Annotated in this window: 23 protein-coding genes and 1 pseudogene; 12 read left to right on the top strand and 12 right to left on the bottom strand. The window is 63.6% G+C overall.

The genetic code is table 11. The features are described from left to right. The 3 genes from C461_RS00635 to C461_RS00625 all read right to left on the bottom strand — a co-directional run bounded on the left by C461_RS00635 (position 1) and on the right by C461_RS00625 (position 2,801). The gene (locus C461_RS00635) at positions 1-1,044 is read right to left on the bottom strand and encodes an AI-2E family transporter (protein ID WP_007997694.1); all 1,044 of its coding nucleotides are present in this window, start codon (positions 1,042-1,044) and stop codon (positions 1-3) included. A 227-nt stretch (positions 1,045-1,271) separates the two neighbouring features. After that, positions 1,272-1,628 carry a four-helix bundle copper-binding protein gene (locus C461_RS00630; protein WP_007997693.1) on the bottom strand — a complete coding sequence of 119 codons (357 nt, stop codon included), beginning with the start codon at positions 1,626-1,628 and terminating at the stop codon, positions 1,272-1,274. A gap of 165 nt (positions 1,629-1,793) precedes the next feature. After that, complete coding sequence (locus C461_RS00625) at positions 1,794-2,801, bottom strand: hypothetical protein (protein WP_049906150.1); 1,008 nt, start codon at positions 2,799-2,801, stop codon at positions 1,794-1,796. 257 nt (positions 2,802-3,058) lie between these two features. On the opposite strand from C461_RS00625, the gene C461_RS00620 reads away from it, so the two are divergent. The 4 genes and pseudogenes from C461_RS00620 (at position 3,059) to rdfA (ending at position 7,022) form a co-directional block, all read left to right on the top strand. After that, positions 3,059-3,754, top strand: coding sequence for a DUF2270 domain-containing protein (locus C461_RS00620; RefSeq protein WP_007997691.1), 696 nt, complete (start codon positions 3,059-3,061; stop codon positions 3,752-3,754). 424 nt (positions 3,755-4,178) lie between these two features. Beyond that, a pseudogene (locus C461_RS16265) lies at positions 4,179-4,470 on the top strand (response regulator); the annotation flags it as partial. Then, complete coding sequence (locus C461_RS00610) at positions 4,463-6,169, top strand: bacterio-opsin activator domain-containing protein (protein ID WP_007997689.1); 1,707 nt, start codon at positions 4,463-4,465, stop codon at positions 6,167-6,169. The pseudogene C461_RS16265 and the gene C461_RS00610, both read left to right, overlap by 8 nt. Positions 6,170-6,395: 226 nt before the next feature. Next, a complete protein-coding gene (rdfA, locus tag C461_RS14920) occupies positions 6,396-7,022 on the top strand; it encodes a rod-determining factor RdfA (RefSeq protein ID WP_080506228.1) in 627 nt (208 codons plus the stop codon). Between the two features lie 307 nt (positions 7,023-7,329). On the opposite strand, the gene C461_RS15620 is transcribed toward rdfA, so the two are convergent. From C461_RS15620 to C461_RS00595, 3 genes are all read right to left on the bottom strand, one after another. After that, on the bottom strand, positions 7,330-7,506 hold the full coding sequence (locus tag C461_RS15620; RefSeq protein WP_156062176.1) for a hypothetical protein: 177 nt from the start codon (positions 7,504-7,506) through the stop codon (positions 7,330-7,332). 4 nt (positions 7,507-7,510) lie between these two features. Further along, positions 7,511-7,864, bottom strand: a complete 354-nt coding sequence (locus C461_RS00600) for a hypothetical protein (RefSeq protein WP_239639071.1) — start codon at positions 7,862-7,864, stop codon at positions 7,511-7,513. Between the two features lie 91 nt (positions 7,865-7,955). Continuing rightward, on the bottom strand, positions 7,956-9,128 hold the full coding sequence (locus C461_RS00595) for a hypothetical protein (protein ID WP_007997686.1): 1,173 nt from the start codon (positions 9,126-9,128) through the stop codon (positions 7,956-7,958). Positions 9,129-9,795: 667 nt separating this feature from the next. On the opposite strand from C461_RS00595, the gene C461_RS00590 reads away from it, so the two are divergent. From C461_RS00590 to C461_RS00565, 7 genes are all read left to right on the top strand, one after another. Beyond that, positions 9,796-10,005: a dodecin family protein gene (locus tag C461_RS00590; protein WP_007997685.1), complete on the top strand. Its 210-nt coding sequence runs from the start codon at positions 9,796-9,798 to the stop codon at positions 10,003-10,005. 197 nt (positions 10,006-10,202) lie between these two features. Continuing rightward, positions 10,203-11,183, top strand: a complete 981-nt coding sequence (locus tag C461_RS00585) for a hypothetical protein (RefSeq protein ID WP_049906143.1) — start codon at positions 10,203-10,205, stop codon at positions 11,181-11,183. Between the two features lie 145 nt (positions 11,184-11,328). Next, positions 11,329-11,529 carry a hypothetical protein gene (locus C461_RS15235; RefSeq protein ID WP_152418273.1) on the top strand — a complete coding sequence of 67 codons (201 nt, stop codon included), beginning with the start codon at positions 11,329-11,331 and terminating at the stop codon, positions 11,527-11,529. 3 nt (positions 11,530-11,532) lie between these two features. Then, on the top strand, positions 11,533-12,633 hold the full coding sequence (locus C461_RS00580; RefSeq protein ID WP_007997682.1) for a glutamate-cysteine ligase family protein: 1,101 nt from the start codon (positions 11,533-11,535) through the stop codon (positions 12,631-12,633). Between the two features lie 345 nt (positions 12,634-12,978). Next, on the top strand, positions 12,979-13,635 hold the full coding sequence (locus tag C461_RS00575) for a helix-turn-helix domain-containing protein (protein ID WP_007997680.1): 657 nt from the start codon (positions 12,979-12,981) through the stop codon (positions 13,633-13,635). A gap of 156 nt (positions 13,636-13,791) precedes the next feature. Further along, entirely contained in the window at positions 13,792-14,622 is an 831-nt protein-coding gene (locus tag C461_RS00570) for a YihY/virulence factor BrkB family protein (RefSeq protein WP_007997678.1), read from the top strand. Between the two features lie 915 nt (positions 14,623-15,537). Continuing rightward, a complete protein-coding gene (locus C461_RS00565) occupies positions 15,538-16,341 on the top strand; it encodes a TrmB family transcriptional regulator (RefSeq protein ID WP_049906139.1) in 804 nt (267 codons plus the stop codon). A 36-nt stretch (positions 16,342-16,377) separates the two neighbouring features. On the opposite strand, the gene C461_RS00560 is transcribed toward C461_RS00565, so the two are convergent. Continuing rightward, on the bottom strand, positions 16,378-16,674 hold the full coding sequence (locus C461_RS00560) for a HalOD1 output domain-containing protein (RefSeq protein ID WP_007997674.1): 297 nt from the start codon (positions 16,672-16,674) through the stop codon (positions 16,378-16,380). Between the two features lie 90 nt (positions 16,675-16,764). After that, a complete protein-coding gene (locus tag C461_RS00555) occupies positions 16,765-18,297 on the bottom strand; it encodes an SLC13 family permease (protein ID WP_007997672.1) in 1,533 nt (510 codons plus the stop codon). 162 nt (positions 18,298-18,459) lie between these two features. Between C461_RS00555 and C461_RS00550 the strand changes: the two genes are divergently transcribed. Then, on the top strand, positions 18,460-19,338 hold the full coding sequence (locus C461_RS00550; RefSeq protein WP_007997670.1) for a VOC family protein: 879 nt from the start codon (positions 18,460-18,462) through the stop codon (positions 19,336-19,338). Positions 19,339-19,402: 64 nt separating this feature from the next. Here C461_RS00550 and C461_RS00545 read toward each other — a convergent pair whose 3' ends face one another. Genes C461_RS00545 through C461_RS00530 form a run of 4 tightly spaced genes read right to left on the bottom strand, consistent with a single transcriptional unit; the run spans position 19,403 to position 22,819 of the window. Then, on the bottom strand, positions 19,403-20,107 hold the full coding sequence (locus tag C461_RS00545) for an ABC transporter ATP-binding protein (RefSeq protein WP_007997668.1): 705 nt from the start codon (positions 20,105-20,107) through the stop codon (positions 19,403-19,405). Beyond that, a complete protein-coding gene (locus C461_RS00540) occupies positions 20,104-20,868 on the bottom strand; it encodes an ABC transporter ATP-binding protein (protein WP_007997665.1) in 765 nt (254 codons plus the stop codon). Before C461_RS00540 ends, C461_RS00545 begins: the two co-directional genes overlap by 4 nt. After that, positions 20,865-21,908 carry a branched-chain amino acid ABC transporter permease gene (locus tag C461_RS00535; protein WP_007997663.1) on the bottom strand — a complete coding sequence of 348 codons (1,044 nt, stop codon included), beginning with the start codon at positions 21,906-21,908 and terminating at the stop codon, positions 20,865-20,867. Before C461_RS00535 ends, C461_RS00540 begins: the two co-directional genes overlap by 4 nt. Continuing rightward, positions 21,905-22,819, bottom strand: coding sequence for a branched-chain amino acid ABC transporter permease (locus C461_RS00530; RefSeq protein WP_007997661.1), 915 nt, complete (start codon positions 22,817-22,819; stop codon positions 21,905-21,907). Before C461_RS00530 ends, C461_RS00535 begins: the two co-directional genes overlap by 4 nt. Between the last annotated feature and the right edge of the window lies 1 nt (position 22,820).

The following is a 22,820-nucleotide window of genomic DNA, read 5'->3' as shown; positions in this document are numbered from 1 at the left end:
TCACGTGGTCATCGCTTCCGATCCGAGGAGCACTGGGAGGATGTCCCGGACGAAGTGAATGAACACGACGAGCACGATCGGGGCGACGAACACGCCGTACCAGCCGAACGCCACCGCACCGAGAACGTACATCAGGAGTATCAAGCCCATATTGAGTTCGCCCTTCGAGACGTAGGATCTGATGAAGATGTCGGGAACCGTGTCGACGACAACCACCGTCACGAGGAAGAAGACGACCGGAAACCACAGCGGGGTCTCGCCGCTCGACACGCTTTGCCAGACGAGATAACCGGTGTAGGGGAAGTAGACGAGTTTCGTCCCGACGGATGGGATGAGCGTCGCTACACCGGTCAGGAGTCCTAAGAGGATTGGAAATTGAACACCTGTCCCGGCCGGAGCGACGAGATCCAGCCCGTAGTAGACGATGACGGCGAGGATTCCGCTCGCTCCGATCGTGATCAGGTTCCCCGTGTAGATGGTCGTGAGATCGTCGTCCACCTGCTCCATGAAGGTCACGGCGGAGGGTTGGTTCTCGAAACACCGCCGGAACCAGCGTTCGATCTTGTGGTCGTCACGGAGGAGGTAGAATGCGAGTGTGAAGATCACGAAGAGACGCAACAGCCAGGTCATGACTCCAGCGGCGAACCCGCCCACCCTCGCGAGGTTGTTACGAAGGACACCGAGTACTCCTTGTTCGCTATTTTCCGACACCAGGTCGACATAGGGTTCTAACACCGTCCTGGGCTGTCCGAGATCTGCGACCGCGAAGAACTGATCAACCTCGCGGATCCCGATGAACGCCGCATACGCCAAGATAAGAAGTACCGGCAGGCCGACTGTCAAGAGGGTAATTACCGCACTGAGATCCGGGTGGCCCGTCCGTTGATCCACCCATCGGTAGATCGGTCGCGTCGCGTAGTAGAGGAAAACACCGACCACGAGCGCCCCGATGAACGAATACAGGATAAGCGACACCACCACTGTGAGCAGGACACCGATAAGAATCCAGACGACCGATTTGTGACCGCCTGTCAGAGAGGACATCACACAGTTCGGTTACCCTCTAGGGGTAACTGCCATTGGCCTACGTGCTTTCTCTGACACCGATCGTTGTGGGGGAACGCCTGGTGACGCTGTGTTCGGACCGGTAACCGGTGTCGATCTCGCGTTTCGGTTGTCATTCGACCTCGCAACACCGACACCGCCCGGTCGGTGATCGGTAGCGACCCGTCGCGTTCCTCGTCGGCGGACGTCGACGCCGTGATCGCCGCTCAGTTGTCGATCATGCTCCTGCAGGATTCGGCGCATTTCGGGAGGACGTCCGCACAGACCTGACAGTGATCGGCGTCGTGGCGCTCGCACTCCGCGGCGCACGCTTCACACGCTTCAGCACAAGCCCGGGCAAGGTGGGTGCTATAGCTCGAACCCCGAGCCATGAGGCGCGCGTGGAGAGACGCGAGGTCGGCGACGTCTCGACAGAGCCGAGCGCACTCCTCCATCTCTTCGCTACCGAGGCACTCGTCGGCACACCATTCACAGACCTCCGCAGCCTCGTTACAGTTCTCGATGCAGTCGCGTTGGTCGTCGCTCAGGCTGTCGATCTTCGAGACCGTTTCTGAAAGTGACATAGCGGCTTAGAGAAGAGTCAGGAGCTCGATAAGCATTGAGTTTGCCCCTGAAAGGCATTGAAACACGACCCCCGGGATCCACGGTCTCGGCGGATCGGCGTCAAATCGTCTACAGCTCGTCTATCGCTGACCGCGAAGCGGGGTGACACCTTCCGCCGTCGGGGATCAGTTCAGCGAGAAGATTCCGGCGGACGACGTCAGCCGTGCGACTGCGGAAAGCCGGAGCATATACGCGGTCAACACGACGTACGGCGCGAGCGAGACGGTGAACGCCGCCGCGACGAACAGCTGTAGCGGCGGGACACCCAGCACCCAGACGTCGGGGAGAATTTGGGCGTTTATGGCGAGAATCATCGACGCGTTGATCAGGATGGCCGGGAGAGTAATCACCAACAGCGTCTGTGAGAGCTTCGACACCTCCTGGGTGTAATAGAGCGTTTTGAAGTACTCTTTCCCGATGGCGAACAACTCCAATGCGTCGGTGAGATGGTCGAGTTGATCTTTGAGGCGATCAGTCCCCGCGCTTTTGTGGACCGATCTGAGCGTCCGAGACTGCTCCATCTGCGCGCCGTACCTGAACTCCATTCCTTTCCAGAGGACGGCGAACTCGGCCCCGTCCGTGTTCTCGACGGCCCCGAGCTTGTCGGCCATCTCCGCGACGGACGAGGCGTAGGTCCGGATCTCTTCGGTGCCGTCCGCGTCGAGCCCGTCGTCGTCGAGTCGCTGGGCGCGTTCGCGGATCGTCCGCGACATGACCCTCAGGAACGACGTCGGATCGGACGGATTCTCATCCGGCCGGGACAGCTCGCTCAGCTCTCTGCGGAAGCTCGACGCTCCCTCGACGCGATCCTCTTGATTGCTGACGGAGCTCATGTCGTGCGAGAGGACGATGGAGTTGATAGACACGACAATCGAGACGAGGAGGATCATGCCGCTCAGGAGGGTGTTGAGTATCGTCTGGACTGCTGAGGTCTCCGTCAGCAGGTTCTGCATCTCGAACGTCCAGACGGTGCCTAAAAGCACGAACGAAACGAAAACGAACGTGAGCAGCGCTCCGGTGACGGCCAACCGGTTGGCCTCCAGCAACACCCACCGAGCGATGCTGAAATCACCCTCCGACGTCGGAGTCGGAAACCAGTCGCGCCACCGGCGAATTACGCGTGCCGGTCTCATGAGTTACCGACCCGCTGAGACACGCCGGTAATCCGACGGGTGTTCGATTCCATAGTACCAATACGGGAGAGAGAGGCAAAGCCCTGCGCCCAATATACTGATACAGACCGAGCCCGCTGGTCGGGCGGTCCGCCGTCTTTTCGCGGACTGCAGAAATCGAGGGGGACCGGCATCAGCCCGGCCGCCGGCACAAACCCACTGGGCGGATTCGCTCCCGGCACCCGAACGCTCTTTGCTGTGCGTACTCGCAACGCTGTATGTCAGATACCCAAGATACTGACGAGTCCTCAGCCGATGAGCCGATCGTTGACGAGCCGATCGACGACGTCTCGTCCGCCTTGGTCGGACTCTACCGCGGTGAACTGGACAGGGTGACCACCTGGCGGGGGCGCCTCGACAAGACGACGAACTGGACGGTGACCATCATCGCGGCCGTGTTGACGTGGGTGTTCTCCAGCCCCGACAACCCTCACTACCTCTTGTTGATCGGGATGCTGACTGTGCTGATGTTCCACGTCGTCGAGAGCCGGCGATACCAGCGATACGACGTGTGGCGCGCCCGGGTACGCTTGCTCGAACGGGATGTGTTCGCCGCCGCCATCGACCCCGAAAACCGGGCCGACCACGACGATTGGCGGACGGAACTCGGAACCGACCTCCGCCGTCCCGCATTCAAGATACCCTTCCTCGAGGCGTACTCCCGCCGATACCACCGGGTATACCTGCCGCTCCAAACGGTTCTGCTGGTGGCGTGGATCGTTCGGCTCACGGTGTTCTCGGCGGATCAGGGGCCCCTCGCCACCGCCAGCGTGGTTCAGATACCCGGATCGGTGGTGGTAGGCGCGGTCACATTCGTATACGGACTCACGGCGGCGATTACGCTCTGGCCGCGAGAGCGACAGGCCACTGGAGAAATGTACGACCGCGACAAGGAGGGAGACTGGAAGCCGTGACCGGGGTAACGCGTTCGCCGTCGGTGTCAGTCCCCCCGGATTTCGATGAGTTCGATGCGTACCGAGCCGGCCCCACGAGATTAACCGCGCGATAAGCGCCGTCGCGTGACTCTCTGTTTCGGATGAACTGCGTCTGCTGAAGGGGGTGACGACCGAGTAGACACGATAATATTGTTAGTAAGGTGTGTGTATCTAAATGGCGCTGGGGCCATAAGCGACTATCATGAGCCCATCGCCAAGTAGTAGCGACGGGGATTTTTTTGCGGATACCGTCGAGACCGTAGCTCGCCGGCGGTCCCGGCACATCGCTACTGCGGTGGGTGACGGAGTCTATCAGAGCGAATTACTCGGAGCGCACGCGTCACTTCTGTTCGACGACGTGACGTATCCACCCGCTCATCAAGCGTCGCCTGTGGCGTCTAGGGACGTCCAGCGACCCGATCTCAATCTCTCCGATCTCAACCTCTCCCGGGAAAAACGGAGACGAGTTCCTCGAAGATCTGCACGAGGCGTCGCCTCAGCTGACGCGTATTCCGGTGATCGCGTTGACCAGTTCCCAAGCCGAAGAGGACATCGTCAAGTCCGACGAGCCGCGGGCCAACGCCTACATGACGAAGCCGGTGGATCCGTCCGAGTTCATCGACACCGTCCAGAAGTCCGAAGATTTCTGGTTCGAGGGCGTTCGGCTCCCGCCAGTCGAGAGGGAGTATGAGTGACGACACGCTCGATGTCCTTCTCATCGAGGACGACCCCGGCGACGCGCGACTCGTGAAAAAGATGCTCGACAACGCGGAGACAGACCTCAGACGAATCGATCTCGACGGATCGTCTCCCACTCAGTCGGCAGTCCACCACGAGTCGACGCTCACGGCGGGGGTAGACCGACTGTCTGAACGAGCCGTCGACGTGATACTGCTTGACCTCGAGCTTCCCGACAGCACCGTCTTCGACACGCTCGTCAGTGTCGTCGACGCGGCTGAGCTCACGCCCGTCGTCGTACTCACGGGACCGGACGATCGCGATCTCGGGATACAGACGATCCAGCACGGCGCCCGCGATTACCTCGTGAAAGACGAGGTGACAGGTGGCCTGCTGGTCCATTCGATTCAGTACGCGATCGAGCAGTCTCGTCAGGAGCGTGAGCGAATCCGCCAGCGCGAGCGGTTGGAGGCGTTCAATCGGCTCTACAGAATCAACCAAGACGTCATCCACGCACTCATCACGGAATCGACGCGCGAGGACCTCGAACGGGCCGTCTGCGAGAGACTCGTCGAACCCGACGCGTACGACTTCGCCTGGATGGGTGACCTGGATCACTCGGCCGATCGATTCTCCCGCCGTGAATCCGCGCCTGCCGACTGCGGGTTCGACGTCGCCGCGATTCCGTCCGACGGTGAGACGGACGGTGAGAGGCCTGAAGCCGAAGCGGTTCGCACCCGGGAGGTACAGGTCGTCGAAGACATCGAAACGGCCCCCGGGTTCGATCAGTGTCGAGAGCAGATGCGAACGTGTGGGTACCGTACCATGGTCGCGATACCCGTCGCCTACGGAAATATCTGCTACGGCGTGTTAGCCGTCTACGACGAGTCGCCGAACGCCTTCGTTCATACCGACCGAGAGAATCTCTCGCGGTTAGGAGCGATCATCGGCCACGCCATTACCGCCGTCGAACGCAAAGACGCTCTCACGAGTGACACGATGCTCCAGTTGACGTTCAGTCGAGACGGCGAGACCGACGACCTCGTCACAGCCTCGGCAGACGGATGGACCCTTGAGTTCGAGCATCTCATTCAGACCGACCCCGGTATTCTCGCGTACGGCAGCGCCGAAGGGGGTTCCAAAAAAGAGTTAGCGGAGGTCGTCGGTCGCTCGACGCTGGTCAAGGACCTCCGAATTCTCTCACCTGAGGCTGAGACGTACGAAGTCGAACTCACCATGAACTGGGGGGAGACGCTGATACCGGCCCTCGCGAAACACGGGTTCCTCGTGACCGAGGTCACGATCGCCGACGGCGAATTTCAGTTCGTCGTCGAAGTGCCGCCGGGACGAGACAAACACCGATTGGTCGAACTCGTCCAAGACCACTACGCGGACGCGACCCTCCGTGCCCAGTGGACGGTGTCCCGCGACGAGCCGGCGATCGCTGATTTCCACTCGGCGTTCGAAAACCAGCTCACGGAGAAGCAACGGGCCGTGCTCAAGACGGCGTTCCACGCGGGCTACTTCGATTGGCCGCGAAAGAGTACCGGTGAGGAGGTGGCGGACCTCCTCGGCGTCACTCAGGCGACGTTCAGTGAGCACTTCCGAGGGGCTGAACGCACGCTGTTCGAAGCGGTGTTCGAGACGACCGCGGGCGACGGCACGGTGCCGGCGTCACCGTGGGACCCGTCCAACTCGAACGGTGATCAGGGCTAATCGAGGGCGGGATCGAACCGGATCACGATGGCTTATACTTCGAGGAGATAGCGGCTCTCAGACGTCCCGACCTCGGGTCGATCCGATAGCAAGTACAGGCGCGTTACGCGATCGGTGTGAAACACGTGAGCGGCTCGATTACTCTCGACCGAGAGTAGAACCTAATTACTAACAACAGATCTGTTGTGATGGATACGTTTACCAATTCGTACCCCAATACACGAGCGTGTCCGATCCCGACCGAAATTCGTCCAAGCCCGGACGAGAGTCGAAAGTCGCCCGTCTGCTGCGGGAGTACGAGCTACAGTCACTCGGCGAAGAGCTCGAGCACCTGTGGACGAGAGACGAAGATCGGTGGAGCCTGCGAGAGCTCGCAGCCCACTTCAACCGAGAACTCCTGCGTGCCGCAATTCGTGAGGCTGGAATGGCCGACCTTGACGGCGAAGCCGCGAACTACTACCGGCTCCTCACCGACGAGGATGTGACCCCCGGTGATCGCGTTGCGGCCACTCGCCGGCTCGAACGGGCGGGTGTCGACGTCGGACCGCTTCGAGACGAGTTCGTCAGTTACCAAGCCGTGCGGACGTATCTGAAAGGGTATCGGAACGCCGAGTATGAGCGGGCCGAGGGGAACAGAGTCAGTCAGGAAGCGGAGAGCATTCAACGCTTTAGCGCTCGAACGGAAGCGATCGTCCAAGACAAGATCACTCGGCTCCAGCGACAGGGGCACGTAGCGGTCGGAGCCCCGTCCGTTGCCGTGCAGGTCCGAGTCTACTGCTCGGAGTGCAACTCGCAGTATCCCGTCAACGACCTCCTTGATCGCGGACACTGCAACTGTACAGCTACGAAGTGATAGAACCGTCCGGCCCGGGTTTGGGGCTGAACAGCACTATCTGCGACGACATCTCCGTTGTCACGGGATATCGACTCGGCCGCGAGTCAGTAACCGGGTCCTACGTGAAAGTGCGCTCAGTATCTGATAGTACCGACCGTCGAGGTGTGACGGTAATTCGTGCTTAAAAAGGAGTATCGCGTAACGCGTTGATCGCAGTTCGACGAGTTCGAGGAACTCCCCGTCACGGTCGCGGCTTTGACTACCCGGATAGCACGGCCCGGCTGTCCGCTATTCGGAAGGATGGAACTCCGGGATGGAACTCCGCTTATTCCGCGTCCGCGGCCCCTCCTAGTGCGGGAATTTTCCCGGCAAATCGCGGCCGGAGGTAGACCAAGCCGCCGACGACTGCGGCGGTGACGAGCACGGCGCCGACGGGGCCGAGTCGCCTCCTCGCCAGCTTCCAGACCGTCCACGCGGTCCCGAGGAGCTGTATGGGTCGCATCGGATCACACCCCCGGAACCCCGAAGGCGCCGATCCCGAGCCCGAGGAACCCGTTCAGGACGAAGAGGATGACGAGCGCCGAAATCCACGCGACGAGGCCGATGAGCACGGCTTGGAGCCAGCCGCCCGGATACCGCCAGTTGATGACGGCGATCCACACGATCAGCGCAATGACGGGCCCGAAAAGCGGTATCCAAGCCGTCAGCGCCCACGCGATGGCGCCGACAAGCGCGGTGATAACGGCGTGGCTGTAGTCGTCGGTGTCCGCGATCACGCGGGCACTGATGTAGATTGCGAGCCCTCCGATCAGCAGGGCGACAGCGAATGCGACTACCGAACCGATGAATCCTGTTGTCACACTTACCGTTCTCCGACCAGCAGTAATAGTATTTCGCCAACATGTATTGGCCGTCTCGAGAACGGTTCCGACCTCACGCGACCGGGACCACCTACGGCCGGTCACGGAAGAGCGCGAGATGCCGGAGCGCCATCCGGTTTTCGATACCGCCCGCGAGGGCGCCCGACAGCACGCCGAGCGTGCTGATGAACCCGCCAACGCGAACGAGGTCGACGAGCCCCACCGTGGGGTCCTCGAGGCTCGGCCAGTTCGTCATCAGGTTCGGCGGGAAGACGGCGAGCTCGATCAGGAGCATGATCGACCCGACGAGCACGAAGAGCCCCATCATCGCCACGACGAGAATGAGGAACACTGTCACGTTCACCAGCGCCATGTGTTCGGTGATCACCTGGCTGCGCTCGCGCGGGAAGGAGAGACGCTGGACGTACAGGAGGTGGACGGCGGCGGCGATGATGCTCCCGGCGGCGAACAGCGCGGTGGTGCGGTTGCTCAGGTTCAGCCCCACGTCCCACGCTTCGGCACTGAACACGAGGATCAGGGTCGGCGTCACCGCGGCCGTCGAGAGGCGCGGGAGCGAGAACGGGAGCAGCGGTGCGCGGCTCTGTAGGAGCGTCGAGACGACGGGCCACGGGTTCCGCGCGAGGCTGACCGCGTGAAATGCCAGCCGTCGAAGGCGCCCTCGCGTGACGTCGTCTTCGGGGATCCGGGTGGCGAGTTTTCTGAGATGGGTCGTGATGTCCGCGTCGAACGACGGGACGCTCCGCCGGGTGGGGTCGAACGCGAACGGAGCCATCACGCCGCCGTCGCCGTGATCCGCACCGAAAACGTGTCCGAAGAGGTGTACGAGGAGGGTCGCGGCGTTCCAACGGACGGCCGCCGAGTCGAGCGCGTGGACCGTCTCCCGGCCGGGTCGCCGAACGAGCCGTCGCGTCGAAACGACGACGACGCGGGCGAGCGGGGACGCGAGCCCCTCGACGGATCGCTCCTCACGCGTGGTCAGGGGCACGTCGGTCACGACGACGACGAGGTCGTACGGCCGTTTCACCATGTGCAGTGCGGCCTCGTCGAGGAACTCGGACGGCCGTCGAGGGGCGCCGTCGGCGAGCGGGTCCGGTTCGGCACAGTGGACCCGCCAAGCCGCGTCCGTGGCCGCCGCCAGCTCGTCGACGCCGTCACGGGCCATCCGCTCGGCGAACGACCGCAGCGGATCGACGCTCGCGCCCGGCGAGTGCGCGATGAGGACGCCGACGTCTATCTGCGGCACAGCCACGTCTCCGCTCCGGTCGTCCGGAGATGATGGATCGAGAGGCTCCCGCTCGACGCCCTCGGATACTGCACCGCTCGAGGGATCTCGATCGGTGTCGACGGGAGCGTGACGTGTCGACCGCGCGTCGTCTGATTCCACGGGGTGATCTGCTGTGTTCTTTGTTACCATTGAATTGGTTTCCGTCGCCCGGTATCGTGCGTCGGCGTGTCGTGGTCTCGGGCTGAAAAGAAGTGTTCAGCGGGAGACAGACCGGTGAAAGCCCGGTGGGGCGGCGTTATCTCTGCAGATGGCTCCCGTTGCCGGAGACGCTCTCGATGCGAGAGGCGTCGAGCACGTAGTCCTCCTCGTCGTCCGCTGTCAACGTCACATCGTTTTGCATCGCGGTCCGATCAAGAACGGTTTCGAGGCTAAGACTTCTGCATGCGTTTTCAAGGTCATATGTACCGCCTTCGATAGTCAAGGTCCAGAGAGAGTGCCGGGACAGGAGTTCGACGAAGGATACCTGCTGTGGCGGTGTGCCGACTGCGAGGAGATGGGCCCCTGAGTGTGACGTCGCGGTGACGTGACCGCGCCATGGTGGGCTCTGGTTCTCGGTAAGCCCGCCTGAAATCCGGTAACTGATTTATAATTAATAAGGTACGTCGCATGGGCGAATGCGGACACCATGACAGCAGTCAAAATCATCAAAGTGCTAGGAACCTCGACGGAATCGTGGGAAGACGCGGCCCACGAGGCGGTCAGCGAGGCGAGCAAGACCGTCGATAACATCAGCGGTGTCGAGATCCGGGACCACACGGCGAAAGTCGAGGACGGCTCGATCACCGAGTACAAGGCCACCGTCGAGGTGGCGTTCCCGGTTCGGGACGGAAGCTAAGACGCCGACGCGGAACTTCCGAAGCGGGAGAGCGTTCGACGTATCGATCGATCTCGTGTGAACCACCGTTTAGGACCTGATTCCGGTTCGTCGGCAGCGATCTATGGAGTCGGTCACCCGAGCCGTCGCTCCGCTGTCGACGTTCGGATGACGGCGTCAGCACGGGTGTTTATCCGTACTCTGGTCGTGTGTACCGTATGACATCAGAGCCTCGAACGGTGAGTTCCGTCGACGACGCCGACACGGTACGAGAGCGCGTGGCGGACTGGGTGCTCTTCGAAGGGGACCGGAGAGCCGTCGCGGGCTGTCTTGCCCTCGGCGTCGCGGGCGTCGTGTGGACGCTCGTCGCCGTCGGCGTGCTGGCGGTCGGTCCGGGGAGCTCCGTGGCGAGCCTTTTCGGGAGCGGCCTCACCTCGGGGATCATCACGCTCCTCACCATCGCCCTCTCGATCAACCAGCTCGTTCTGTCCCGGGTGTTCGGGTCCATCACCGTCTTGGTGGACAGGCTCGACGGGTCGCGGGAACTGCGACAGACCGTCGAATCGATCGCCGAAGTTCCGTCGAGCCCCAACGACCCGGCGGACTTCCTCTCGTTGATCGCGACGACGCTGACCGATCGCGCCCGCGGAGTGGTGGCGATCGGCGAGGGGACCGACTGGGATCCCCCGACGAAGCTCACGAGCGCGCTGCGCGATCTCGCCGCGTACGGCGAGAGTCTCGACGCGAATCTCGACGCCGACACGGGGATGAACACCGTTCTCGGCGCCGTTCTGGGAACCGAATACGCGCAGAACATGACCGCGGTCCACCATCTGCGGAACGAGTACGCGGCGTCGATCCCCGAGCAGGTCTCGAGGGAGTTCCAGACCATCGAGGAGCTCCTCGAGTCCATCGCCGTCATCCGGCAGTTCTACAAAACGATCGCCATCCAGCGGGATCTCGCGACGCTCTCGCGGCTGCTAGTCTACTCAGGGGTGACCGCCTTGGTGGGCGCGATCGCCGTGACGCTCGTCTACCGGACGAACTCCGCCACGCTCCCGATGACGGTGCTCCCCGTCGTCGTCAGCGTCGGAATCGGGACCATCGTCGCTCCGTTGGCCTTGTTCGTCGCGTACATTCTCCGGGCAGCGACCGTCGCTCGACAAACCGTCTCCGTCGGGCCGTTTATCCCGTCCTGAGACCGGAACCCGGCGGGAGCCATCGGGAGATTCGCCGTCGACGGGCAATTACGGCGGGCGGTGGACGCCCCGCACCGCGCCATTCAACAATCTTAGGCGGAGCGTTCACACACCTCTCGGCGATATCTCCTCTCGGAGACCAAGTATGTCCGAACGAATGCTGGCTGCCCGGGTCCACGTAGGGACAGAGAGTGGTCATCCGGCGGCGATCTCCGGGGAGTCGAGCCCGATGGACGCCTCGACGGTCGTCGAGCGAATCGCGGCCAAGCTGACGGCGTCGGCCGGGCTCGTCGCATACGACACCGAGAATCGGACCACCGAAGCGACCCAGACGACACAACTCTAACCCATGTACACACTCAGCACCGGAGTCGAACTCGAACTGTGGGTCGTCGACGAGACGGGACGGCTGTGTGACGGTACGGATATAACCGAAGCACATCGGCGGATCGAGCCCGAGTTTATCAACCCGCTCATCGAGGTGAAGACGGAGCCACACACGAGCGAGCGCGGCCTGCGGCGCGATCTCCAGTCGACGCTTCAGACGGCGATCCTCGCGGCGGAGCGCGCCGGTAAACGCCTCGTCCCGCTCGGGACGCCGTTGACCGCGTCGGACGCCCCGGCGAACTGCGAGCGCGGACGGGTCTTCGAGGCGATCTACGGCGGCGGCGTCCAGAGCGCGAAGAACTGCGCCGGAACGCACATACACTTCGAGCAGGGGAACGTCATCGACCAGCTCAACCTCCTGACCGCGCTCGACCCGGCGCTCGCGCTGGTGAGTTCCTCCCCTTATTACACCGGGACGCGTGGGGCAAATTCGGCTCGCGCACTCGCGTACCGAACGGAGTGCGGGGACGAGTTCCGTTGTTACACCGGGCTGTGGGACTACGCGGACAGCCTCGCGGAATGGCGAGGTCGCGTCGACGAGAAGTACGACCGGTTCAAACGGCTGGCTGCTGAGAGAGGAGTGTCTCGCGAGACGGTCGAGGAGCTGTTCGCGCCCGAGGATACGGTGTTGAACCCGGTCCGGCTTCGGGAGTGTCAGCCGACCGTCGAGTGGCGGGCACCGGACGCCACGCTCCCCAGCCAGGTCATCCGGCTCGCGACCGACGTCGAGGCTCTCGTCTCGCACACGCGGACGGCTTCCGTCGAGTACGGACCGCCGGATATCGGGGAGGACCGTATCCGTATCCCCGAGTTCGAGACCCTCCGCGGCCTGAGCCGGCGAGCGATCGAATCCGGCCTCGAACACCCGGATGTCGACTCGTATCTCCGGGATCTGGGATTCGACACCGCGGCGTACAGACCGCTTTCGTCGAGTCTACGCGGACCGTCGCAGCTCAGCGACTCGGAGGCGCGGACGCGACGGTTGCAACAGGCCGATCGGCTACAGGCGGACGTCCGAAAGCTGACCGGCGAGGAAACCCAGTACTCGATGTTTCCGGCCTGAGAGGGTGGGCATCGCGGCGACGGCAGCTGCGCTTCCCACGGCGGGCCCCGATCCGGGAACCAACTCGAGGTCGTACTGACCGCCACTCCGTGAACGCTGGTAAGTACAGTCATTACCTCGGGTAGGCACGGTCATATTTCGCTGTTCGCCCGGCAGCGAGGCGCCGCGAAACGGCCTCACGTCGGGCGACCAGTTCGATGTAACAGCGCGGTACGAAAAATAAGACGAGAGTATTCGGGCGCGAGCGACGGCCCACGGATACCGATTTCCGTCTCTTCAGCGATCGCGATCGGTGAGTCGCCTACGCTGTTTATACTAAAACCCCTTCACGGACAGTGGGTGCATATGGAGACCGTCGTGGATGTCACCGTCCCAACCGACCAGTTCGTGCTCGCGGAGGCCATCGAGCGGGTCCCGGACGTCGAACTGGAGTTCGTTCGCTTCGCCATCCACGATTCGGCGTGTACGGCGCCGTTTCTCTGGGCGTCGACGAACCAGCCGGACCGACTGGAGGCCGCTATGCGAAACGATCCGTCCACCGAACGAGCGAACTGTCTCTCCAGAGACGACGGTCGCGACCTGTACTCGGTCGATTGGACGACGCGCGCGGAGTGTCTCATCGACGAGTTCGCAGAGGCCGACGGCTCGGTGCTCGGCGCCCGAGGGACGTCCGATCGGTGGACGTTCCGGATCCTGTTTCCCGACCGCGAGACGGCGTCCGGGACGTTCCAAACGTGGTGTGACGACGGTATCGGCCTGTCGCTCGCTCGCATCGGCAACCTCTCTCGTCGAGAAGGCGACAAGGGCGGGTTGTCGGCGACGCAGTACAGCACCATCGCCCACGCGTTCCAGGCCGATTACTACAGCGTTCCGCGGGGCGCGACGCTGGCGGAGCTGGCCACGAATTTCGACGTGTCACACCAAGCCGTCTCCGAACGGCTTCGCCGTGGGCACTCGCACCTCGTCGAACAGATGCTCTCGGAGTCGTCGGCCGGAGTGTAATACCGACAGTGAGCGTCGCTCTGCGCCGCCGAAGACGATCCTTGCGGTACGTTCTCTCGGCCGAACCGGCGTCTGACTGCACCGAACGCTCAGCCGTTCGACTGCCCGCAAGCCGGGCAGCGATCCCCGCATGACTGACGCGCAGAGACACAGCGCATGAGTTCCCAACTCACTCACACGGCGACACGCGCGGCCCGGATCGTGCGGGGCATCGTTCACGAAGCCCGAGTTAACAACGTCCCGTTCATGGCGGGGAGCATCGCGTATTCGGCGTTTATCTCGCTGCTCCCTCTCGTTCTACTGTTGGTGATCGCGGCGTCCGTGATCGGTGGCGAACCGTTGGCCAGTTACACTCAGGGCGTCACGGAGAGCTACCTCACGCCGGCAGGACAGTCCCTATTGGCGGACAGTATCAGCCAAGCCGGCAGTCAAACGGGTCTGTCGATCCTCGGCGTCGGTGTTCTCCTGTGGGGAGTACTGAGAGTGTTCCGCGCGCTCGATACGGCCTTCTCAGCGATCTACGGCACCCAGCGAAAGAGCGATCTCACCACTCAGTTCAAAAACGGCGTCGTGGTGCTGGTGACTCTCGGCATTGCGTTGTTAGCGGTGCTCGCCGTGGGGCTGACCCTTCGTTTCGTCCCGGACCCTCCATTCTCGGAAGTGGTGGGAGAGGTGTCGTTGATTTTCGGCCTCTCCGTCGTGTTCGTCCCCATCTACTACGTGTTCCCGGACGCGGACGTGTCCGTCAAGATGATCCTCCCGGGAGCCGTGGTCGCAGCCGTCGGATGGACGCTCCTCAACGCCGGATTCGGCGTCTACGTCACGTACTCGTCGACACAGGACCTGTACGGCGTTATCGGTGGGGTGGTGCTCCTGATCACGTTTCTCTACTTCGGGGCGCTGGTGATCCTGATCGGTGCCGTTACGAACGCCGTCCTCATGGGAACCCGCCCTCCGATCTCCGTCGAGAAGTCGAGCCCGCAGTGACGGCTTCGGCGGGCGTCACTTCGCCGTAGATAAAATAGTTCTAAATCAGATATTTTCGTCGTATCATACGGTATCAGATATGTAGATAGATTCCGCTTCGATACCGTTTACACGGGGCCCGAAGTTCGCGACGGAGCTGAATCGACCGCCGCTACACCACCCCGTCGGCGTGAGAGATCGCGCCGTCGACAAGGTGTCGCTCCCAGCGATCGGAGGCCCAGAGATCGGGGGAATCTCGTTGCGGCCCGTGATCTCTTTACGGTAAAACCGGTAGTTAAAGCGCTAATATGGCGATCAACTCGTTTCGGGAATGTCGGCGTCGAACGAACGAGTCCGCTCGCCGTCCGGTCATCTCACAGGCTCATCGCTCGCGACGTTGCCGAGATCCGATCCCTGATTAGCCGTCGGTCAGCTATCCGTCCTCAGTCACCGACGATCGGGTGACAGCGATCTGCGTTCCAAAGTACCGGATATATAAACTATATTTAAAAATGAGATATAAGATATAGAAGGATCGACAGCTACCGGTTCGACTGGTTGCAGCGAGTATGAGCCCGGCCACCCCGCGATGACGTGGCCGGGCTGGCACGCAGCAGTACGGTGGTTGGGACACAGAACTGACCTGCGTGCGAGTGAGTCGTCGTGGCCCAGCACAATATCGGTTGTGATTAAACGGGTGATTTTCAGATATTGCTTGTCAACCGGCTTGACGCACTACAAAATGCCCGTAATACTGTCGTCACTAGGAAAAGTACAAGTGAGTCAGATCGCAGCCCCTCAATTGCAGAGCACGTCTCCGAGGCGCCAGTCTGCTATTCGATCGGTCCGCGCCGTTATGTCTAGAGTGACAATACCTATCCGTCTCGGGGGGAAACCATCAGGGAATTCCCGGGAGTTCCCGGGAGGTTGGGACACATGGATACACCAGAACACGTGGAGGAAGCGATCGAGGTCCTCCAGCAACTCGGCTTGAAAGAATATGAGGCCCGATGTTTCGTCGGATTGACTCGCCTCACGACGGGAACCGCAAAGCGGCTGAGCGAAGTGACTGAGGTTCCCCGGACACGGGTGTACGACGCGATACGGGTCCTCGAGGCGCAGGGGCTGGTCGAGATCCAACATTCGAGTCCCCAGCAATTTCGCGCGGTCCCGCTCGCGGAGGCGACCGAAACGCTTCGCGATCAGTACGAGGAGCGCGTCGATCGGCTGCACAACGCTCTCGATCGCGTCGACGTCGTCGACGATGACGATGGCTCTCCGGTCCAGCAGGTGTGGGCGATGGCCGGCCGGGGCGCAATCGAAAACAGAACGGATCAGCTCGTCCAGAAGGCCGCGGAAGAGGTCGTGCTCGTCATCGGCGACGACTCGCTCTTGACGGAGGACCTCGTCGAGACACTCAACGAACTCGGTTCCGGTGTCGAATTGGTTATCGGCGCGTTGACGAAGTCGCTCCAGAAACAGATTCAGGCGGCCGTGCCGGACGCGACGACGTTCGTCTCCGGACTTGAGTGGTTGCGCGGCGAAAACACGACTGACGACGAGACGGCGATCGGCCGCCTGTTACTGGTCGACCGCTCGGCGATCCTGGTGAGTTCGATCATCCCCGGCACCAGAGAGGAGCAAGCCATCTTCGGCGAGGGGTTCGGCAACGGGCTCGTCGTGATCGCTCGACGGCTCATGGCCCAAGGGCTGATAGCTGCTCGCGATCCCCATCAGTAGCCGCGCGCACGGCGAACTCGCAGTCGAGTGTCGTCATCAGTCAGTGCAGCCGGCCGCTCGATCGCTGGCGGCCCGCGGGTGGTTTTCGAGCGGCTCAATGGTGAGAAACTCGCCGTTGTCGACGGTCACGCGACAGAAGCTATAGATGAACGAGAGACGACCGCCGGTTCGCGGTCTGCCGTCGGCGTGCGAGTCGAAGAGCGCGTCCAGCGCCTCCGGGTTGAGGACACGCGCTAGCGGTGGGAGATCTACGGATTTCCGACCGTCAACGGCACTTACGGCACGGACGACGGCTGTACTCACCGATTCGGTACCCTCGATCTCGTATTCCATATACCCATGTAGGCCCAGGCCACGAAACTTGTGTTGATTTTCACCCGAATAATAAAAACAGTACTACGCCGCACATTACTACGCCGCAGCCTACCCGACGAAGGCGAACGCGATCGGAAGCCAGAGATACGTGAGTACCACGACGGCGACGATCCCGAGTAGATTCAACCACAGGCCGATGCGCGACATCTGGGGAATCGTCACGTAGCCGCTGCCGAAGACGACCGCGTTCGGGGGCGTCGCCACCGGGAGCATAAACGCCATCGAGGCCGCGAGCGCGGCGGTCGCCATCAGCACGAGCGGCGACACGCTGAGGGTCAGTCCGAGGCTGATCATGATCGGCATGAACACCGTCGCCGTCGCCGTGTTCGACGTGACCTCCGTCAGGAACACGACGACCGTCGCGACTACGAGGACGAGAACGTACACCGGAACGCCCGCGACACCGGCCAACCCCTGTGCGATAGCCGCGTCGAGCCCGCTCTCCTGAAACCCGTTCGCCAGTGAGAACCCGGCCCCGAGGAGGAGGAGGACGCCCCACGGCAGGCGCGTCGTGTCGCTCCAGTCCAGCAGGAACTCGCGGTGTTCGTAGTCGACCGGGACGACGAACAGGAGCACGCCGCCGACGATGGCGACGACCGTATCGGTGATAGCCGGGAACAGCGGCTGGAGGACGAACGGTCGGAGCAGCCATCCGGCAGCGACGAGCGCGAAGACGACCGCCATCCGCCGTTCGCCGCGAGAGACCGCTCCGAGCTCCTCGCGGTGTGTTCGAAGCACGGCGTCGGCCCCCTGATCGAGGGGGATCTCCGGTCGAAGAAGTGTCACCAGCAGCAGCCACGTGACGAACAGGAACACCAGCGAGAGCGGCCCCGCGAACACGAGCCAGTCGAGAAACGTGATTTCCACGTCCAGACGCGCCTCTGCCACGCCCGCGAAGACGGCGTTCGGGGGACTGCCGATCAGCGTTGCCGCACCACCGATCGACGCGCTGTACGCGATACCGAGCATCAGTGCGAGCCCGAAGTCTGCTACCGGTCGTTCGTCCGGGTCCGTACGAACCCCCGCGACGAGATCCGCCGCCTCGATACCCGCGTTATCTCGGTCATGATCCTGTCCGTCGACGGCCCCGACAGAGACGATCACCGCGATCCCGATCGGCACCATCAACATCGCCGTCGCCGAGTTCGAGATCCACATCGAGAGGAAGGCGGTCGCCACCATGAACCCGAGCAGGAGCCGGTCGGCTCGAACTCCGACGAGACTCACGACCGCGAGCGCGATCCGCCTGTGGAGCCCCCAGCGTTCGATCCCGAGCGCGAGGAGGAACCCTCCTAATAACAGAAACACCACCGGGTCGGCGTACGGCGCCGTCGCCGCCGAGGTCTCGACGACGCCGGTCAGCGGAAAGAGCACGATCGGAAGGAGGCTCGTGGCCGGAATCGGGAGCGCCTCAGTCACCCACCAAGCCGCGATCCAGAGGGTGCACGCGAGCGCCGCAGTTGCGGACGCAGAGATGTCGAACGGTGAAGCCAGGAGCACGCCGGCGAACAGCGACGGTCCCAGAACCAGCCCGACTCGCTGCCGAGTGACGAACTCGGAGAATCGACTGAGAGAGACCATTGCTGTATGCGACGCCAGATTCGACGGCGGTACGTATAGATATGCGGTACGTGTCAGTTTATCTTCTGGTTCGGTGGCTCGATCGGCGTCGAGGTCACTCTCAGGGGGCACCCGCGGCGGCTCCGGCGGAACGTATTTGGCGGTCGCTTCCGGCCTCTCGGTATGGATCTCCGCATCGATCACGTCACGGTCGCGGGGCGGGACCTGGACCGACTCGTCGACGCGTTCAGCGAGGCCGGCTTCCCGGTCGAGTACGGCGGCCGGCACTCGAACGGCGTCACGCACATGGCGATCGTCGGATTCCGGGACGGAAGCTACATCGAACTCATCTCGACGGTAGCGCCGGGCGCCGAGTCGCCGTGGTGGGACGGTCCCATCCGCGAGGACGGCGGCCCGTGCGCGTGGGCGGTTCGCGTCGACGACATCGAGGCCGCGAGCGCCGACCTCCGCGACCGCGGCGTCCGCGTCGACGGCCCCTCGGGGTACGAGCGGACGCGAGAGGACGGCACGCTCGTCGAGTGGGACCTCACGTACCTCGGCGAGGGCGACCCGGGCTCGACGCTCCCGTTCCTCATCAGCGACCGAACCCCCCGAGAACGCCGGGTTCAGCCGACCGGCGACCTGGCGTCGTCGTCGATCGTCGGGGTCGATACGATCGTGCTCGGCGTCGCCGACCTCGACGCCGCGATCGAGCGGTTCGAGACCGCCTTCGACGCGAGCGATCCGACGATCGGCGAGAGCGACGATCTAGACGCCGTGACCGCGTCGTTCCCCGAGCTCCCTGTCGTGCTCGCGGAGCCCCGCGGCGACGGCCTGCTCGCCGACAGGCTCGCGGCGTTCGGCCCGCGACCCGTCGCGTACCTCTTAGGCGATGCGGAATACGGCGACGAGGGACGCAACGCCGAGGAACGCGACGGCGATCGAATTCTCGATGTCGACGACCACACCCCGGGATCGATCGGCGGTCGGGAGGTCGAGTGGCTGTCCCTGAGCCATCCGGTCGGCCGTCCGTACATCGGGCTCGTCGACGCGGACCCCTAACAGCGCAAAAAATGCGGATGACGGGCGGTAGTCGCGACGACGATCCTGATCCGCGGCCGAACCGCTACCCGCCGAGGAACTCCCGGCGGACCTCCTCGTCGCCGAGGAGGGCGTCGCCGTCGTCCTCGTAGCGGTTCCGGCCGTTGGCGAGCACGTACCCGCGGTCACAGCGTCGCAGCGCCTCCTTCGCGTTCTGCTCGACCATGAGGATCGTGGTGCCGGCGTCGTTGATCTCGTCGACCCGGTCGAACATGTCGTCGACGAGGTCGGGCGCGAGCCCCGCGCTGGGCTCGTCTAAGAGCAACACGTCGGGATCGAGCATCAGCGCGCATCCCATCGCGAGCATCTGCTGTTGACCCCCCGAGAGTGAGCCGGCGTCCTCGTCCGTTCGATCGGCGAGCGCCGGGAAGCGATCGTACACGTCGCGCTTCCGGTCTTCCGGCATCTCATCGAGCACGTACGCGCCGAGCCGGAGGTTCTCCTCGACGGTCAGCGTCGGGAAGACGTTGTTCGTCTGCGGAACGTAGCCGATCCGCTCGCGGACGACCTCCTCCGGGGACAACCCGGAGATATCCGTCCCTTGGTACTCGATCGACCCGCCGAGACACGTCGCGATCCCGACGATCGTCTTCATCACCGTCGACTTGCCCGCGCCGTTGGGGCCGACGATCGTGACGTACTCGCCGTCGTCGACGTGGATGTCGACACCGGAGAGGACCTGGAGGTCGCCGTACCCCGCGTCGAGGTCGACGATATCGAGCAGGCTCATTCGGCGTCACCTCCGAGATACGCCTCGATAACGCGCTCGTCTTCGAGCACCACCTCCGGGTCGCCCTCGACGAGCAGCCGTCCCTGCTGGAGGACGACCAACCGGTCGACGAGCTCGGTCAGCGTCTCGAGCTCGTGTTCGATGATCACGACCGTCATCCCGTCCGCGTTGAGATCCCGAACGTGATCGGCGATCTCGCGGGTCAGCGTCGGGTTGACGCCCGCGAACGGCTCGTCGAGCATGAGCACGTCGGGGTCGAGCATCAGCGTGCGCGCGAGTTCGAGCAGCTTCCGCTGGCCGCCGGAGAGGTTGCTGCTGTACTCGTCGGCGAGGTGGTCTAGTTCGAACATCTCGATCAGCTCGTCGGCCCGTTCTCGGACGGCCGCCTCCCGCTCCGTCATCGAGCCGCTACGGAGCAGCGCGGGAAGCGTCCGTTCGCCCGGCTGGTCCGGTGCAGCGAGCCGGACGTTGTCGCGGACGGTCATCGTCTCCAGCTCGCGGGTGTTCTGGAAGGTCCGCACCAGCCCGCGGTGCGCCAGCGACTCGGGGGAATCGCCCGTCACGTCGGTCCCTTTGAGAGTGACGGTCCCGTCGTCGGGCGGGATCACCCCGCTGACGCAGTTGAAGAACGTCGATTTGCCGGCCCCGTTGGGCCCCATCACGCCGACGAGCTCTCCGTCGTCGATCGACACCGAAAGCTCGTCTATCGCCCGCAAGCCGCCGAACTCCTTGACGAGTCCCTCCGCGGAGAGGAGGCTCATTGGTCCACCCCCAGCTCCTGCGCGTCGCCCCAGATCCCGGCGGGGCGATAGCGGATCACCGCGACGAGGATCAGTCCGACGACGATGAGACGGGCCGAGGCGAACACGTCGCTAGAGACCGGCGTCACGTCCAGCGCGAACCGGGAGACGAGCCGGAGCCCCATGATGATCGCCAGGCCGGCGAGCACCGCCCGGTGGTTCGCCGCGCCGCCGAGTAACATCCCGATCCAGATGGTGACCGTCACCTGGATGGTGAAGAAGCCGGGCGCGACCGCACCGTTGTACAGCGCGAACAGTCCGCCGGCGAGGCCGGCGAGCGCCGCGCCGTAGACGAACGCCTGCGTCTTGTAGGTTATCGTCGATTTGCCCACCGAGCGCGTCACGAGCTCGTCGGCCCGGATCGCCCGGAGGACGCGCCCGTACGGCGCGTGAGTGAGGCGAGTGACGACCGTGAACGTCAGGAGGGTGATCCCGCCCAGTACGAGCAGGGTGGCGACCAATCGGGTGTCGCCGTCGGCGACGAGCGCGGCGATCGGCCGCGGCACGCCGAGTATCCCGACGTTACCGCCGAAGATGTCCTCGAAGTTGACGAAGACCGAGTGGAATATCTCGGCGGTCGCGAGCGTCACGATCGCGAGGAAGTCGCCGCGGAGCCGAATGGACGTGAGGCTCACGGCCGCTCCGAGGATCGCGGCCGCGATCACGCCGACGGCGAGCCCCAGCGGCCACGGGTACCCCAAGCCGATCCCCGCGAACGTGTCCTGTGCCGACAGCATCGCGGTCGCGTACGCGCCGACCGCGAAGAAGACGACGTGGCCGAAGTTGACCAGGCCGGTGTGGCCGTACTGGAGGTCGAGCCCGAGCACGAGTATCCCGTAGATCACGAACAGGATCCCGACCTCGACGAAGACGTAGAACGCGCTCGGAAGCTGGACGCGAAGCGGCGTCAACGCGAACAGCGCCCCGACGAGCAGGCAGACGACCCCCGCTATCAGGGCTCGGTCGCCGTGTCCGGACGGGAGGCGGTCGAGAACGCTCACGCCTCACGCACCTCCGTTCCGGCGATCCCGCTCGGTTTGACGAGCAGCACGGCGATCAGGATCACGAACGCTGCCGCCGACGACAGCCCGGTCATCGACGAGGGGAGGAACGCCGTCGAGACCGCCAACACGATGCCGATGACGTATGCCCCGAGGATCGCGCCGTAGGGGCTTCCCGCCCCGCCGAGGATGGCGGCCGAGAGTATCTGCAGGATGTGGCTGAACCCGGTGTCGGCGCTGACGTTCGTCTGGACGGCCATGAGCACGCCAGCGAGCCCGGCGAGGACACCGGCGAGCACCCAGACGCTGTCGCGGATCAGCTGCGTGTCGATGCCGCGAACGCGCGCCAGACTCTCGTCGTCGCCCATCGCGCGCATCGCGATCCCCACGTCGGTCCGTGTCAGGAGCGCGTGGATCGCGACGAAGACCGCCACCGCCGAGCCGATCACGATCAGGTGTTCTGAGGTGACGAAGACGCCGCCGAGGAGGTCGACGGGCCCAACTGCGAGGTCGGGTATCGCGTCGAACCGAAACGTCGACGTCTCCGTCTCGAAGTAGCGGGCGCTCCGTCCGCCGACGAGCCGAATCGCGTTCCGGAGTGCGATGCCGAGTCCGATCGACGTCAACAGCATCGGCACCGGCCCGGTGTTGTTTATCGGGGTGAAAAAGCCCCTGGCCAGGACGATGCTGACGATCCCGCCGCCGATCATCGCAGCGACGACCGCGACCGGGAGCGGGCCGGGAAGGGCGTTCGCGGCGAGGAAGCCGATGAACGCGCCCAGGGTGAGGTACTCGCCGTACGCGAAGTTGATCATGTTCACGATCCCGTAGATCAGCGTGAACCCGATCGCGGCGATCGCGATGTACGACCCGGTTACCAACCCGAAGATGAGCTCCTGAAGGAGACCCATC

This window comes from Halorubrum aidingense JCM 13560 (genome assembly GCF_000336995.1).
Lineage (GTDB): Archaea > Halobacteriota > Halobacteria > Halobacteriales > Haloferacaceae > Halorubrum > Halorubrum aidingense.
The sequence above is the reverse complement of the archived record's forward strand: the minus strand, read 5'-3'. Positions and strand labels throughout refer to the sequence as shown.